The organism is Aminobacter sp. Y103A (genome assembly GCF_030294925.1).
In the GTDB taxonomy this organism is placed as follows: Bacteria; Pseudomonadota; Alphaproteobacteria; order Rhizobiales; family Rhizobiaceae; genus Aminobacter; species Aminobacter ciceronei.
Map to the genome: position 1 here is coordinate 3,820,589 of NZ_AP017986.1, position 16,419 is coordinate 3,837,007.

General features: G+C 64.0%; 9 protein-coding genes. All 9 read right to left on the reverse strand.

Annotation, left to right across the window (positions count from 1 at the left end):
- Nucleotides 1-39: 39 nt before the first annotated feature.
- A complete protein-coding gene (locus Amn_RS18810; RefSeq protein ID WP_286290895.1) occupies nt 40-429 on the reverse strand; it encodes a nuclear transport factor 2 family protein in 390 nt (129 codons plus the stop codon).
- A 12-nt stretch (nt 430-441) separates the two neighbouring features.
- Nucleotides 442-1,755: an NAD-dependent dihydropyrimidine dehydrogenase subunit PreA gene (gene preA, locus Amn_RS18815; RefSeq protein ID WP_286290896.1), complete on the reverse strand. Its 1,314-nt coding sequence runs from the start codon at nt 1,753-1,755 to the stop codon at nt 442-444.
- 11 nt (nt 1,756-1,766) lie between these two features.
- Nucleotides 1,767-3,119, reverse strand: coding sequence for an NAD(P)-dependent oxidoreductase (locus Amn_RS18820; RefSeq protein ID WP_286290897.1), 1,353 nt, complete (start codon nt 3,117-3,119; stop codon nt 1,767-1,769).
- 638 nt (nt 3,120-3,757) lie between these two features.
- Nucleotides 3,758-5,893 (reverse strand): dipeptide ABC transporter ATP-binding protein, encoded by a 2,136-nt coding sequence (locus Amn_RS18825; RefSeq protein WP_154386328.1) that lies wholly within the window; start codon nt 5,891-5,893, stop codon nt 3,758-3,760.
- Nucleotides 5,894-5,904: 11 nt separating this feature from the next.
- Nucleotides 5,905-7,062, reverse strand: a complete 1,158-nt coding sequence (locus tag Amn_RS18830; protein WP_067960251.1) for an ABC transporter permease — start codon at nt 7,060-7,062, stop codon at nt 5,905-5,907.
- A 12-nt stretch (nt 7,063-7,074) separates the two neighbouring features.
- Complete coding sequence (locus tag Amn_RS18835) at nt 7,075-8,109, reverse strand: ABC transporter permease (RefSeq protein ID WP_154386329.1); 1,035 nt, start codon at nt 8,107-8,109, stop codon at nt 7,075-7,077.
- A gap of 100 nt (nt 8,110-8,209) precedes the next feature.
- Nucleotides 8,210-9,862: an ABC transporter substrate-binding protein gene (locus tag Amn_RS18840; RefSeq protein ID WP_263006595.1), complete on the reverse strand. Its 1,653-nt coding sequence runs from the start codon at nt 9,860-9,862 to the stop codon at nt 8,210-8,212.
- Between the two features lie 274 nt (nt 9,863-10,136).
- Nucleotides 10,137-14,306, reverse strand: a complete 4,170-nt coding sequence (locus tag Amn_RS18845) for a translocation/assembly module TamB domain-containing protein (RefSeq protein ID WP_353622409.1) — start codon at nt 14,304-14,306, stop codon at nt 10,137-10,139.
- A gap of 11 nt (nt 14,307-14,317) precedes the next feature.
- Complete coding sequence (locus Amn_RS18850; protein ID WP_067960239.1) at nt 14,318-16,252, reverse strand: autotransporter assembly complex protein TamA; 1,935 nt, start codon at nt 16,250-16,252, stop codon at nt 14,318-14,320.
- Nucleotides 16,253-16,419: the final 167 nt, after the last annotated feature.

A 16,419-nucleotide genomic window follows, 5' to 3' on the forward strand; every position in this document is an offset into this window, starting at 1 on the left:
GCGCAGCAGGGCACTCGGCCGAGTTGGCCGGAGCGAGTGTCAGTCGATGTCGGCCTGGCCTTGCGCTGCCGGCGTCACGTGGCTGAGCACGCATTTCCAGCCGGTTCCGTCGCGAACGAAGACATCGCTTGTCCATTCGTCGGCAGCAAAACGCTGTCCGCGAATATGACCGTTGTTGATCACCCGGACGGTGTAGACCGCAGTCGCACCGTAAAACGCGACCCTGGCATCGCCGACCGTACGCGTCATGTCGTGGGTGAGATCGCCCGAGGCGACAAGGCCAAGAAAATCCGCCCTGGCGGTCGCGCCGTCGGGGCCGATGATCACCCAGTCGTCGGCCATCAAGGGGCCGATGGCGGCAGCATCGTTGGCAATGATCGCCTCCGCCCAGGCAAGAGCGAGTTCAACGATCTCGCTCCTGTCGTCCATGGTTTGCCGCCCCTACTCCGCCGCCACCTTGGCCATCGGATTGTTGGGGTGCGTCGTCCAGTTGGCATAGTGCGGCGACACCGGCTTTCCGGTGCGCTTGTCCATGGCGCCCACGGCCAGCGGTTCCATGGTGATGCAGCCGTCGACCGGGCAGACATTGACGCAGAGATTGCAGCCAACGCACTCTTCCTCAATCACCTCGAAATGCCTGATACCGTCGAGCATGCTGGTAATTGCCTGGTGCGAGGTGTCCTCGCAGGCGATGTGGCAGCGGCCGCACTTGATGCAGGCGTCCTGGTCGATATGCGCCTTGGCGACGTAATTGAGGTTGAGATACTGCCAGTCGGTGACATTGGGCGTGGCGCGGCCGACGATGTCGTCGAGCGACTTGTGGCCCTTCTCGTCCATCCAGTTTTCGAGGCCGGCGATCATCTCCTGCACGATCTTGAAGCCATAGGTCATGGCGGCGGTGCAGACCTGCACGTTGCCGGCGCCCAGCGCCATGAATTCGGCAGCATCTCGCCAGGTGGTGATGCCGCCGATGCCGGAGATCGGCAGGCCCGCGGTCTCCGGGTCGCGCGCGATCTCGGCCACCATGTTCATGGCGATAGGCTTGACCGCAGGACCGCAATAGCCGCCATGCGAGCCCTTGCCGTCGATGGTCGGCATCGGCGCGAAGTTGTCCAGGTCGACGCCGGTGATCGAATTGATGGTGTTGATCAGCGACACGGCGTCGGTGCCGCCCGCGAGTGCCGCCCGTGCCGGCTTGCGCACATCGGTGATGTTGGGGGTCAGCTTGGTGATGACCGGCATGCGGGTGTTCGCCTTACACCAGCGCACAACCATTTCGATGTATTCGGGCACCTGGCCGACGGCGGCACCCATGCCACGCTCCGACATGCCGTGCGGACAGCCGAAATTAAGCTCGATGCCGTCGGCGCCGGTCTCCTCGACGACAGGCAGGATCGCTTTCCAGGCTTCCTCGATGCAGGGCACCATCAGCGACACGACGATCGCCCGGTCAGGCCACTCCATCTTGGTCTGCTTGATCTCGCGCAGATTGGTCTGCAGGTCGCGATCGGTGATCAGCTCGATGTTGTTGAGGCCGAGCAGGCGCCGGTCGGCGCCCCAGATCGCGCCATAGCGCGGACCGTTGACGTTGACGACGGGCGGGCCTTCTTCGCCCAAGGTCTTCCAGACCACGCCGCCCCAGCCCGCCTTGAAGGCGCGGACGACATTGTAGGCCTTGTCGGTCGGCGGGGCGGACGCCAGCCAGAACGGATTGGGCGACTTGATGCCGACGAAATTGTTGCGGATGTCTGCCATCTTGTCCTCCCTCAGCCGACCAGGGCGCGGTGGATGGATTCAGCCGCGTCGCGCCCTTGCGCCACAGCCGAGACGGTCAGGTCGTCGCCTCCCGCAATACAGTCGCCGCCGGCCCAGACCTTGGCGAGCGACGTGCGGCCTTCGCCGTCGACCTTGATGCGGCCGCCGTCCATGGCAACCGATGGACCACTGCCGTTGAGCGCCGAAGGCTCGAAACTCTGGCCGATCGCCTTGAACACCTGGTCGGCAGCAAGGCGCACGGTCTCGCCGGTGCCGGAGATCTTGTCGCCCTTCATCGCAGTGTATTCGAGTTCGATGGCGACGACTTTGCCGCCTTCGGAGATGACCTTCTTCGGCTGCAGCCAGTGACGGATGACGACGCCATTGGCTGCCGCCAGATCCTGCTCGAACTCCGAGGCATTCATATGCTCCTGGCCGCGGCGGTAGCAGATCGTCACCTCTTCGGCTCCGAGCAGCTTGGACTGCACGGCAGCGTCAACCGCTGTCATGCCGCCGCCGATGACGACTACGCGGCGCCCGACCGGCAGGCCCGCGAGATCGCTCGACTGGCGCAGCGTCGAAATGAAGTCGACGGCGTTGGAGACACCCGAGGCGTCCTCGCCTTCGGCGCGCAGCGCGTTGACGCCGGCAAGGCCGAGGCCGAGGAATACCGCATCATAAGAAGCGGTGAGATCGGCGAGATGGTAGTCGCGGCCGAGCGCCTTGCCGTTCTCGGTCTTGATGCCGCCGATCGCGGTGACGTAGTCGACTTCGGCCTTGGCGAAATCGTCGGTGCTCTTGTAGGCGGCAATGCCGTATTCGTTGAGACCACCCGACTTCGGCCGCGCCTCGAGGATGGTCACGTCGTGGCCGTGGCGCGCCAAGCGGTGTGCGGCGGCAAGGCCCGCCGGGCCGGCGCCGACGATGGCGACCGTCTTGCCGCTCGGCTCGGCGCGGCTGTAAAACTGCTTGCCCTGCGCCATGGCCACATCGGTGGCATAACGCTGCAGGCGGCCGATCTGCACCGGCTTGCCTTCAGCGACCTCGCGGACGCAGACCTCCTCGCACAACGTTTCGGTCGGGCAGACGCGCGCGCACATGCCGCCGAGGATGTTCTGGTCGAAGATCGTCTTGGCCGATCCGATCGGATTGCCGGTCGAAATCTGGCGGATGAACATCGGGATATCGATCGATGTCGGGCAAGCCTGCATGCAGGGCGCATCGTAGCAGAAATAGCACCGGTCGGACTCCACCAGCGCCTCGTGATGGTCGAGCGGCGGGTGCAGGTCGGAGAAATTGTCGGCGTATTGTGCAGGCGCAAGGCGGCCGCCGACGATGCCTTCCTTGAAGTGACCTTCTGCCATTCCAGTTCCCCAATTTATTCTCATTTTGAGGAAGCGTAGCACGTTCTGTTTTTTTATCAATTGGTCAATTTTTTGCGTAAGTATTTGATTTTACGCAAAAAAAGATGATTATTTTAGTCATGATTTGACGATTCTGGGGCGTTCGCTTCCGTAGGGATAGGTGGGGCGTTGATGAGACTTTCATCCGATGCGGGAGAAGGCAGGTTGCGCGCGTCAGAGTTGCTGACAGGTGAGCGTCGAGCGTGCCCCAAGAAGCCAACCTTTGGCGCTGCGATCCGTCACACCACCCTCTGGCCTGCCGGCTATCTCCCCCATAAGGAGGGAGATTAGTCACGTCGCCGGCGGCGCTCGTCCTGAGAAGTTGCAAGGACTGCCCGTGCTGTCGGCTATGTTGGTGATTGGTTGCAGGGCAGATGACGCCCTGATCTCCGCCCTTGTGGGGGAGATGCCCGGCAGGGCAGAGGGGGGGGGGGGGGGGGGGGGGGGGGGGGGTGTGAGAGGATCGCGGCTAGGCGTTCTGCGGGAGTTCCGCTTGGCGATTGGTGTTCAAAGAGCGAGCGAGGAGAACCTCGCCACGCTCTCACCTGGTCAAACCGACGGTGTCACCTGCCCGTCAAGTTCCTCCAACCGCCCGCCCCTCACGCCTCCGGCGTAATGTCGTGCGCGCCTGAAGTCGCGCCCTTGCCGAGGCTGATGACCGGTTCCATGGCGTCGAAGGCGCTGGGCGGGAGGTGGCACTTGATCTGGTGGCCGTCGCCGAACTCGCGCACCGGCGGCACCTGGGTTTCGCAGAGATTGCCCGGCACCTGGCTCTTGTAGCGGCAGCGGGTCTGGAACGGGCAGCCGGACGGCGGGTTCATCGCCGAGGGGATGTCGCCTTCGAGCACGATGTGCTTCTTCACCACCGACGTGTCGGCGATCGGGATCGCCGAAAGCAGTGCCTCGGTGTAGGGGTGATAGGGCGGGGAAAATATCTGGTCGGTGGTGCCCTGCTCGACGATGTGGCCGAGATACATGACCACGACGCGGTCGGCGATATAGCGCACGACGCTGAGATCGTGGCTGATGAACAGCATCGTTGTCTTCGACTTGCGCTGGATGTCCATCAGAAGTTCGGTCACGGCCGCCTGAACGGAGACGTCGAGTGCAGAAACCGGCTCGTCGGCGACGACGACCCTGGCTTGGCCCGCGAAGGCGCGGGCGACGCCGATACGCTGCTTCTGCCCGCCCGACAGCTGGCGCGGCATGCGTTCGGCGAAAGCGCGTGGAAGCTTGACGAGGTCGAGCAGCTCCAGCATGCGCTGCTTGCGGTCGCCGGCGGTCTTGCCGACCTTGAACTTCTCCAGCGTGCGCACGATCTGCGAGCCCACCGAATGGCTGGGGTTGAGCGTGTCGAACGGGTTCTGGAACACCATCTGGATCGACGCGACGGTGGCGACGTCGCGGTCCTCGATGCCGGTAGACTGGATCTCCTTGTTGCCGAGCAGCACCTTGCCGGAACTCGCGGTCTCAAGGCCGAGCAGCACCTTGGCGAGCGTCGACTTTCCGCAGCCGCTTTCGCCGACGATGGCGACGGTTTCGGATTCGCGCGCCTCGAAACTGATGGTCTCGTTGGCCTTGACAACCCTGCCCTCGGCTCCGCCGAAGACCTCGTTGCCGCCGACGCGGTAATATTTTTTGAGGTCATCGATCTTGAGCACCGGCGCGCCCGGCTTGACCGGCTCGTGCTTCTTTTCGGCGCCCGGCGGCATCGCAGCCCAGTCGATCTCGTTGAAGCGCACACAGCGGCTGAAATGGCCGTCATGGCCGGCCACAGGGATCATCGGGATCTCGGCGGCGTTGCAGACGCCTTCGACGAAATGGTGGCAGCGCGGGCCGAAATTGCAGCCCTTGGGACGCTGGTGCGGCAAGGGCAGCTGGCCGGGAATGGCAACCAGCGGGCGCGAGTTCTTGTCGGCGCCGGGCAGCGGGATCGAGCGGAACAGCCCTTGCGTATAGGGGTGGCGCATCCGGTCGAAGACGTCCTTGATCGAGCCGGTTTCCACCGCCTCGCCCGAATACATCACCGTGATGCGGTCGCAGGTCTCGAGGATCAGGCCGAGATTGTGCGACACGAAGATCATCGAGGTGCCGAACTGCTTGCCCAACCCCTTGACCAGTTGGACGATGCCGGCCTCAACGGTGACGTCGAGCGCTGTCGTCGGCTCATCGAGCAAAAGCAACGCCGGATTGGACAGCAGCGCCATGGCAATGACGATGCGCTGCTGCTGGCCGCCGGAGAGCTGGTGCGGGAAAGAGCGCATCATGCGCTCGGGGTCGGGCAGCTTGACGGAGCGGACCATTTCGAGTGCGCGTTTGTAGGCCTCCTCCTTCGACACCTTGTCGTGGATCATCGGCACTTCCATCAGCTGCTGGCCGACCTTCATCGCCGGGTTCAGGCTGGCCATCGGCTCCTGGTAGATCATGGCGATCTTGTTGCCACGGATGGAGCGCAGCTCGTCCTCGGACATGTCGCCCATGTCCTTGCCTTGGAACTTGATGCGGCCGCCGACGATCTTTCCGATGTTGGAGAGGTCGCGCATGATGCCGAGCGACACTGTCGACTTGCCGCAGCCGCTTTCACCGACGATGCCCATCGCCTCGCCCGGCATGACGGTGCAGGAGAAGTCCATAACGGCGGGGATCTCGCCGCGACGGGTGAAGAACGAGATCGACAGGTTTTCGATCTCGATGATCGGTTCCTGGGCGGTGGCGTTTCTGACGGTCTCGTTCATGACGCTCTCCTTCAGTCCTTCATCGATTGTTCGCGCAGCGCATCGGCAAGAAGGTTGAGGCCGAGCACGAAGGACATCAGCGCGATTGTCGGCGGCAATGCCGGGTGGATGAAGGAGCGCAGCAGGCGGCTGGCGTCCTTGATCGCGGTACCCCAGTCCGGGCTTTCGGGTGCCAAGCCGAGGCCGAAATAGCCGAGCGTGCCGAGCAGGATGGTGGTGTAGCCGATGCGCAGGCAGGCATCGACGATCAGCGGCCCACGCGCGTTGGGCAGGATCTCCCACAGCATGATGTACCAGGGCGTCTCGCCGCGGGTCTGTGCGGCGGCGACGTAGTCGCGCGTCTTGATGTCCATGGTCAGGCCGCGGACGATGCGAAACACGCCCGGGCTGGAAGCGAAGACGACGGCCACGAAGATGTTGAGCTGGTTGGGATCGATCGAGATGATGCCGAGCGGGTCTGCGTTGAAGACCAGTCCGACATAGACCCAGCCGCCGAGCAGCAGGGTGAGCCCGAGCAGCAGGTAGATACGTTCGGGCCGGCTCTTGAAGCGGGTGTAGAACAGCACAGAAAAGAAGATGATCGGGAACAGGAAGAACACGCCGGCCATGGCATAGGGAATCGGCGTGTCCATGATGCCGGGGGTGACCAGCAGGTAGAACAGAAGGATCACCGGGAAGGCGAGCACGAGGTTGGCGAGGAAGGACAGGAACGAGTCGATCCGTCCACCATAATAACCGGCCGGCAGGCCGAGCGTGATGCCGACCATCAGCGCGAAGGCGGTCGCGGCAGGTGCGATGATCAGCACGATCTGGCTGCCAAATACCATGCGCGAGAACACGTCGCGGGCGAGCTTGTCGCCGCCGAACAGATAGACCTGCTTCGACGCGGGTTCGATGGCACCGGGCAGCGCGTCCTTCATGACAGGGATCTGGCTGAGCGGATCGAAGGGCGCAACCTTGGCGGCGAAGATCGCCGTGAACAGCCAGAAGAAGCAGATGCCGACGCCGGCGATACCGACGCCCGAATCGAAGAGCTGACCGTAGAGGCCGAGATGCTTGCGGAAGTTGAAGCTAGCGACCAGCACGATGGCCATCGCCAACCACACCGGCCAGAAGCGGGCGAGCACGCCGAGGACAACCTGGAAGGCGCCGATATATTCGAGCTGCATGCGGCTGTCTCCCTACTGAACGCGGATGCGTGGATTGAGGTAGGCGTAGCCGACATCCGAGATCAGCTGGGTGATCAGCACGATGAAGACCGAGACCAGCGAGCAGCCGAGCAACAGGTCGATGTCGTTGTTGCCGGCGGCTTCGACCAGCGTGTAGCCGAACCCCTGGTAGCGGAACATCACCTCGACGATGACGACGCCAGTGAGCAGCCAGGGGAACTGCAGCATGATCACGGTGAACGGCGCGATCAGCGCGTTGCGCAGCGCGTGCTTGACCACGACATTGCCGAAGGACAGACCCTTGAGCCGGGCGGTGCGGATATATTGCTGGGTCATCACCTCGACCATCGAGGCGCGCGTCATGCGGGCGATGTAGCCGATGCCGTAGATGGCGAGCGTCATGACGGGCAAGGTGAAGTTGTAGAAGGTGATACCCTGGCTGGCGGAGGCCGCCGAGCCGTTGAGCCAGCCCAGCCACGAGGCGAAGATGACGGTGAAGATGACGCCCGAGACATATTCAGGCGTCGCGGTCGTGGCGATCGAGGCGACCGACAGCGTCCTGTCGGTGCGCGAGCCCTCGCGCATGCCGGCGAGGATGCCGATCAACAGCGATATCGGCACCATGGTGACGAGCACCCAGAACATCAGGATGCCGGTGGCGCCGAGTGCGGGGAACAGCTTGGTCGCAACCGGCGTCTTGAATTTGGTCGAGCAGCCGAAATCGCCCTGCAGGATGCCGGAATAGGTCGGCTCCGCCGCCTCGTTGCAGAAGCGGAAACGCGGCACCGCCTGGCCGGTGGCCGGGTCGATATTGGGCTGTTTCTGGACGACGCCGAGCCACTGGCCGTAGCGGACGAAGAAGTTCTGGCGGTAGCCGTTGCGCTGCAGCCAGCTTTCGAGCTGTTCGGCCGTCGTGCGCATTTCGGTCTGGCTGATCGCCAGCTTCTTCAGGTTGGGCTCGAGATTGATGAGAAAGAACACCACGAGGGTCAGGCACAGCATGGTCAGTGCCATGGTGCCGAGGCGGCGCGAGATGAAGGATAGCATTGGCGTCCCCTGCCTTTGTGGGTTTGGGGTCCGTGGCGATCAACCCGGTTGCGGAAGGCGGGAGGGGTGCAGGACACCCCTCCCTGAATTGCGGCCCGGCTCAGGCCTCGTCGAGCCACACCTTGCCGTAATCGTGCTCGAAGGTCGGATGCATGCCGCCACCCTTCACCGCAGCGACCGAGTGGTTGTAGAGCTTGCGCCAGAACGGCTGGATGATGATGCCGGAATCCTGCAGGGTCTGTTCGATGTCCTTCATCATTTCCTTGCGCTTGGCGACGTCGGCGACGGCAAGTGCGGCGTTCAGCTTCTTGTCCCACTCAGGGTTCGACCAGGCGCTTTCGTTCCAGGCTTCACCGGTGCGGTAGGCCAGCGCCAGGACCTGCACGCCGAGCGGGCGCATGTTCCAGTTGGTCATCGAGAACGGGTACTTCGTCCAGTCGTTCCAGAAGGTCGAGCCGGGCAGAACGGTGCGCTTGACCTTGATGCCAGCCTCGCGCAGCTGGGCGGCGATGGCGTCGCCGGTGTTCTTGTGCCAGTCCTCGTCGACGGTGATCAGCTCATGCTCGAAGTCGGCCTGGCCGGCTTCCGCCATCATCGCCTTGGCCGCCGCCGGATCGCGGGCCTGCTTGGGCAGCTCGAAATATTCCGGATGGATCGGCGCGACGTGGTGATTTTCGGCGACGGCACCCGCATTGCCATAGCCGAGCTGCAGCACGACCGCGTTGTCGACGGCCTTGTGCAGCGCCTGGCGCACCTTCTGGTCGTCATAGGGCTTGTTGGCGACGTTGGTGCGGGCGACGATGGTCGCCGCGGTCACGACTTCCGACTTGACCAGACCGAGGCCGTCAAGGATCGACACGTAGTCGGCCGAGGTTTCGAAGTTGGTGTGGACTTCGTTGGCCTCGAAGGCGCTGACCATGGCGGCCGGGTCGGTGCCGTAGTCGATCAGCTCGACGCCGTCGAGATAGACCTCGCCGTTCCACCACTTGTTGTCCTCGCGGCGCTTGTAGACCACCTTCGAGCCGACGTCATAGGAGACGAGCTCGAACGGGCCGGTGCCGATCGGGCAGGCTTTGAAGTCGCCGCCCTTCTCATCGAAGGTCTTGTGGACGATGAGGCCGGGATAATCGCAGAGATTCGGGATGATCGAGATGTCGGAGGTGGTCAGCTTGAGCTTGACCGTCATGTCGTCGACCTTCTCAACCGAGCCCTCGCGCAGCTTGCCGGTCTTCTCGTCGACCAGCGTGCCGAGGCGGCCTGGCATCGAATTGCCTTCTGCGCTCTTGTCGGCCCAACGCGTGAAGTTGAAAATCACGTCGTCGGCGTTGAACGCATCGCCGTTCGACCAGGTCACGCCCGGACGGACATGCAGGACATATTCGGTGGCGTCGTCATTCACTTCCCAGCTGGCCAGCAGATAAGGCTCGAAGGTGTATTTGTCGGTGTACTTGACCAGTGGCTCGATCGCCTGGCGCTCGGCATTGGCGATCTCGGACCAGTCCGCCTTGCGCGGATCCTTGGGGTCCTTGATCCACTGTGCGACCTTCAGGACGCCGCCTTTCTTGGCTTCCTGCGCCTGGGCTTCGACAGGCATGGCAAGACCGATCATGCCATAGGCCATGGCTGCGGATGCGCCGAAGGTCGTTGCCATCGCGAGGAACTCGCGACGGTCCATCTTGCCGTCGACGACAGCACTTGCCAGCTCACGGATGTGGCCGGGAACAAGATCAGAGTTGCTCTTGTAGAATGTCATTTCCGTCTCCCATTGCAGCTGTAACGTTACCATTTCGCATCCGATTGCCGTTGTCAAAACGGTCGGACGTCATCGTTCCCATAGGTAAGTCTGCAATTTTGAACGGAGAGCAGTTCGCGTGATAGCGACAGAGTTGGCGCAAAAATGGTAATGCGTTGCGGATTCGTCGGAATCTTCGCCCCAAGCTAATATGCCCGGGTTCCGACAATCGCCGGCAGTGCCACGACACATCGCCTGATATGTCAGTGCAGGGGTTACCCGAGCGGCAGCCCGCTCAGTATTCCTTCTCGTAGAAGATGCCGCCCTTGGCCTCGCCGGAGTCCGTCGCCTGGCCGCGCAGCTTGACGCCGCGGCCGACATTCAGGTCGATCGTCGCCTTGCCCGAGCCAGGCTGGTCGCCGGCCTCGATCGACAGATAGGTACGGTCGTTCAGATACTTGCCGACGGCAACCGAAGTATCACCTTGCTCGTTGGTCTTGATGTCGAGGTCGTCGACGCCGAGCGTCGCACGCAGGCTCGACAGCAGCGACGTGGAACCACCGATGCCGGCCATTTGGGCAGCGGCGTCGGCAAGCTGGGCGATCTGCAGCGGCGACAGGTTGGACATCGAACGGCCGAAGATCAGCCGCGCCAGCACTTCGTCCTCCGGCAAAGCCGGCACCGAGGAGAAGGCGAATTTCGGATTGTTGGCCTCGCCCGAGATGCCGATGGTGACGGTGGCGTCGCCGGCTGTCGTCTCGGCGGCGAAGTTGATCGTCGGCACGAGTGAGCCCGAAAAACCGACCGAACCCTGGGTGAAGTTGAGTCGCTTGCCCAGAATGGACAGGCGGCCACGGCGCAGCGTGAACTCACCCACCGCCTGCGGCGATGCCGACGAGCCCGACAGACGCAGAGAACCGCCAAGCTCGGCGTCAAGACCACGGCCCTGGACAAAGATCTGGTTGGGCGCGTTGACGGTGACGTCGAGCATCAGCGCGCCGCTGCCGCCGCTGGCCTTCGCCGGCGGACGCATCGCGTCCTGCTGGGCGACGACCGCCTTGGGCGCGTTTTTGTGCTTGACGTCGACGGCGGTCAGCGCGCCGGGGAACTTTTCCGGAATGCTGATGACGGTGCGTGCCAGATTGATTGTGCCCGACAGCACCGGCGCCGAAACCAGCGGTCCTTTGATCGCGATGTCGCCGCCAAGATTGGCGGTGACGACGCGGCCGTCGGTGTAGCGACCGTCGGTCAGCTTGATGGAGATGTCGGCCGGGAACCCCTGCGCCGCATTGGTGCCGACAGTACCGCTCGCGGTGAGCTGGCCGCCCGTCGACAGCGCGCCGGTCAGGCGGTTGATGCGGGCAACGCCGGCGGCAATGCCGATGTCGAGATTGATGTCGTTGATGGCGATGCCCGACTGGGCAATCAGAAGCCGCGCACCGGAAGCGCGGATGCTGCCGCCGATGACAGGTGACGTGGCGGGGCCGCGCACCTGGACGTTGACGTCGGCGGAACCGTTCAGCGCCATGCCCTGGGCGGCCAGCGTGCGGCCAAGGAACTGGAATGGCACGGGCCCCTGGAAATTGAGGTCGAGCGCCACCGGCTTGGCAGTGGTGACGACACTGCCGCCCCCCTTGATCGCGAGGCCCGACCCTTCGCTGATCGTCGACTGGAAGGTGAGCTTGCCACCGGCGAAAGTGCCGGTCGAGCCGATGTTCATGGCACCGAAGCCGGCCCCCGTTGTCTGTGCGGTCGCGGCACCCGCGACCTTGAGGTCGTAGCCGACTGTCGGATTGGCGGCAGCGCCCGAGACCTTGACCGTACCCGAGATCGAACCGGCGGCACCAAGACCAGACGCAAAGGAATTGGCAAGCGAAGCCGGCACATTGGCCAGCGTGGCGTTGAGGTTGAGCGCCGAGCCCGCCGTGCCGGAGACAGTCGCCGTGCCGCCGCCGAGATTGAGCGCAAGCTTGTCGAGGCTCGTCGTACCGCCTGATATCGAAACCGTCGTCGGCCGCGCGATGGCGGCCTTGATGCCACGCATGACGGCTTCGCCCGAGGCGAGCTCGATGGTGGTGGTGCCGCCAGCGAGCTTGACGCGACCGGCGGCCTTGGCCGGAATGTCGGCAACGGTGGCGCCACCGGAGAAGCCTGTCCATTCGCCATCACGCTTGAGGTCGACATCGATGCCGGAAATGACCGTCTTGCCCGAGGTCACCGACTTGGCCTTGATCGTACCAGAGATCGCCGGCGCCTTGAGGTAGTTGAGGATGTCGGCGTTGATGGAAACGCCATTGGCGGCGAGATCGCCACGCTTGAGCGAAGCGGTGCCCAGTTCAAGGCGCGCCTGCGGGACATCGGCTGAACGCGTGAAGTCGATCTTGCCGCGCAGATCGCCTTCGGCCTTTTCGAGCGCAAGTGCTGCAAGTGGGCCGATATCGGGCATGTTGATGGTGACGGTGCCGAGCGGCGCGAAATCCTGGTCGAGGACCAGGTCGCCCGACAGCTTGTTCTCGCCCAGCGACAGCGACAGGCCCTTGATCTCGCGCTTGCCGTCTGATGTGGCGAGCACGGCACTGCCCTGGAGTGGTTGACCGGCGACGTTGCCCGAAAGTGCCACATTGGCGGCCGGGTTGGCCGGGTCGACCTTGCCTGTTGCCTTCAGGCTGAGCCCGGTGATTTCGCGCGCCGCCGCTTCGATGCGGTCGCTGGTGACGGTCAGTGAGATGTCGGGGGCGGTGCGCGCGCCCTTGGCGGTCAGGGCGAAATCCACCGCACCCTTGGCATCCTTGGACAGAAGCGAGATGTCGGCGAAGGAACCCTTGAGGTCGGCATCGACATCGGTACCTTTCATGCGGGCCGTGCCGCTGGCGGTGAGCGCGCCCGAGGTGAATTCGATGGCGTTGGCGGCGAAGCTGCCTTCGGCATCGCGGCTCGCGGTGGCCGAAAACTGCGTGCGCTCGGCGAGCGCAATACGGACGCCTGCCGGCAGCGCGCTGGAAGCTACGTCGGCCCTGACGCCGAGTTCGAGCGACAGGTCAGCCAGGTTGAGCTTGGCGTTCAGCGCGCCGTTGAGCGTGTCGCTGCGGATCGTGCCTTCGTCGACGGCGACCTGATCCTTGCTGATGGAGCCCGCCATGTCGACCGCGACACGGCCGGCGACCAACGGTGCAAGCGTGGCGACATCGGTCTTGAGTTCGGCGACGCCGAGCTTGATCGACAGCGGGCCGCTGCGGTTGGCAATGTCGAAGCCTTCGGAATGGGCGGAGGCGGCGATGTCGCGCAGCTCGGTATTGCCGGCGATGACCGACAGCAGCGAGGCGCTGAAATCGACCCCCGGCTCCTTGCCGTCGCCGAAGGCGCGCAGGCTGGCGGCGTTGATGGCAACCGTGACCGGCTGGGCATCGCTGCCGAGGCTGAGCACGATCGGCCCCTCATTGGCCTTGACGTCGAGCGACAGGTCAGCGGCACCTTCCGGATCGAGCGAACCGGCTGCTGTGGCCGTCAGCGCGCTGCTGGCGACGGTGGCGCGTTCGATGTCGAGGCCGCCCGTCGTCGTGCGCGTGCCGGCGACGTCGAAAGTGGTGTTGCCGGCGAGCAGCGGCTTGAGCGCTGCGGGCAGGAAATCCTCGAAGGCGCCGTCGCCCTTGGCCGAAATGACGTTGCCGTTGTCGGTCAGCTGATGGGTGCCGGAAATCCGGGTGACGACCTTGCCATCGACGGCGAAGGTGCCGTTGCCGCTCCAGTTGGCAGCAGGCCCCTCACCCGCAACGACGAGTTCGACCGCCGGCTGGTTGGGCAGCTTGAGGATATTGGCGATGATGCCGCCAGCGGGCTCAGAGGCGCGAATGTTGAGCGCGATGCGGTTGTCGGCGGGCGCAAAGGCGATGTCGGCGTCGACGACGCCCTGCTTCCCGTCGCTGCGCGAAACGTTGAGCTTGGTCTCGATGCCCAGCGGCGAACGGTCGGCGCGCAGCATGCCCTTGGCGGCAAGCTCGGCGATGCCGGTTCCAGCCAGCGCTTCGCCGAGCGCGATCTCGGGCAACTCGATCGCCTTGATGTCGACGGAAACCGGCAACGACAGGCCGCCACCGCTGCTATCCTTCTTCGTGCCGCCCTGCGGCAGGCGGGCAAGCTCGATGCGGTCGGCGGCGATCCTGCCGGCGCGGAAGGTGCGCGACAGAAGCGCCAGCGGCGACCAGTCCACAGAGACGCCGCGCAGAGCGAGCCATGCGCCCTGGGCGTCTTCGATGACCACGTTGTCGAGCCGGAGATTGCCCGACCAGATGCCGTTTAGTCCGCTCAGCCTGATCTTTTGGTCGGGCGTCGAGGCGACGCTGGAGATCAACCCAGCGAGGTTTTCGCGGCCCTTCGAGGTCAGCGTGAAGACGGCGGTGGCGCCAATGACGAAGGCCAGCACGACAAGAACCGCGGTGCGGAGGATGCGCAGGATTTTCTTCAGCATAACCATCGCGGTCAGAACGCCTGGCCGACGCCGGCGTAGAAGCCATAGCTGGGGTCGCCCGGCCCCGGATTGAGCGGCACGGCGACGTCGACACGCAGCGGGCCGAATGGCGTGAGATAGCGGACGCCGATGCCGGCGCCGACCTTGACGGTTCCGAAATCGGGGAACTGCCTGGCGGAAACCGTGCCGGCGTCGATGAACGGCACGATGCCGATCTTGTCGTTGTAATTGTAGCGGATCTCGACCGAGGTCTCGGCATAGGACAGGCCGCCCGTCGGCTTGCCGTTGATCTCCGGGCCGATGCCCTGGTAGGCGTAGCCGCGCACCGAGCCGCCGCCGCCGGAATAGAAGCGCCGGTCGGCCGGCACGTCGTCGAGGCCAGCGCCGAGGATCGAACCCATGGCGACGCGGCCGGCGAGAACGAACCGGTTCTGGTCGCCAAGGCCGTAATAGGCCGAGCCCTCGCCCTTCAGCTTGACGAAGGCGTTGCCGTTCAGCGCGTCATAGGTCGGCTCGACATAGGCGAGCGCGCGGAAACCGCGTGTCGGGTTGAGCTTGTCGTCGCGATTGTCGAAGGCATATTGCAGCGGTGTCGAGACCAGCAGGTAGCGCTTGCCATCCGGATTGAGTGCGTCCTCGATGTCGGAATAGTCGACAGCGAGCGAGGCCGAGACGGTCTGCTGCCTGGTCAGCTCGTAGGAGACGCCAGCATTGCCCTTGACCGAGAAGATGTCATAGGCATCGGGGTGCTCATAGGACGCCTTGAGGTTGGCGAAGAACTTCGAGGCAGGCCCGATGACGCCAGGCTTCTCGAACATGATGCCGGCATTGTAGTTGAGCTTGCCGAGTTCGGTGGTGTCGCTGATGCGGCCGATCGAACCGCTGATGCGCAGCTTTTCGGCACGGCCGAACAGGTTGCGGTGGCCCCAGTAGCCTTCGAGCCCCGCACCTTCGGTGTTGGAATAGGTGGCGCCGGCCCCGAAGTAACGCATCTTGCGCTCGCTGACGCGGACGTCCATCGGGATGTTGCCGGTCGGATCGAGCGCCAGCGCCTCATTGATCGACACCGAGCTGAACACTTCGAGCGCCAGGAGGCGGTTGCGTGCCTCCTCGATTTCCTTGGGCGAGTATTTCCGGCCGGGTTCCAGCCCCGTCATGTAAACGGTGAAGTCGCGATCGACCGCCTCGGTGCCTTCGACCGTCGTTGCGCCGTAACCGGCGATCGGGCCTGCGGCAACGTCGAGGGTGACGTCGAGCGTGGTGGTAGCGTGATCCGCGACGATGGTCCGGCTGGTCACCTTGGCGAGCGGCCTGCCCTCTTCCTTCAGCGCGCGCACGATGCCGGCCTCGGCCTTCAGGATGGCGTCGGAGGCGGCATTGCCGCCCGCGATCAGGCCGAAATCGGCGCCCCTGATGTTGGCGGCATCGCCCTTGAGCACAATATCGCCGAGCGTGAACATCGAGCCGGGCTGGACCGTAATGCTGACCGGGACGGGCTGTGGCCCGTCGAAGACGGCGTCAGGAGCGAGGTCGTCGAGATTCTTGCCGGCGATGGAAATGGTGACGACGCCATCATAGTGCGCCTTGGAGAACAGTGCGGCGACAAGGCGCTCGCGGTCGTTGCGCGCCTTGGCGAGCAGGCCGAGCGAGCCGGAGACCGGCCGATCCTCCTCGCCCTTCAGCAGCGAGGCGTTCTCGATCGCTTCCTTCAAGTCATCGTCAGTGGTGTCGACTTCGAAGGTAACGGCATAGTCGAGCGGGTCGACAACGTCGGCGTCGTCTTCCTTCGACGAGCCCCACAGCTTGATTCCGAAGATTTCGAAGGCTGAGGCGCCCTGGGTCTCCACGGCCAGGATGCCTGAAGACAACAGCATTGCAACCGCCGCGCGCGGAAGCGCACGGGCGATCGTTGGTCTGTCGAATCCACGCAAACGCCGCACAAACATCAAGGCACCGTAACCTCCAATCCTAAAATTGGAATGAAGTTTCTGGCATTTCGTAAAGCAGCCACATTCGATATGTCAGAATTCATTGGGCAAATGAACGACAGCCGGGCCAGGGATTCGGGTGTTGTCATCGGAGCGAACCGCATGGGCGGGCAATACCATGCACG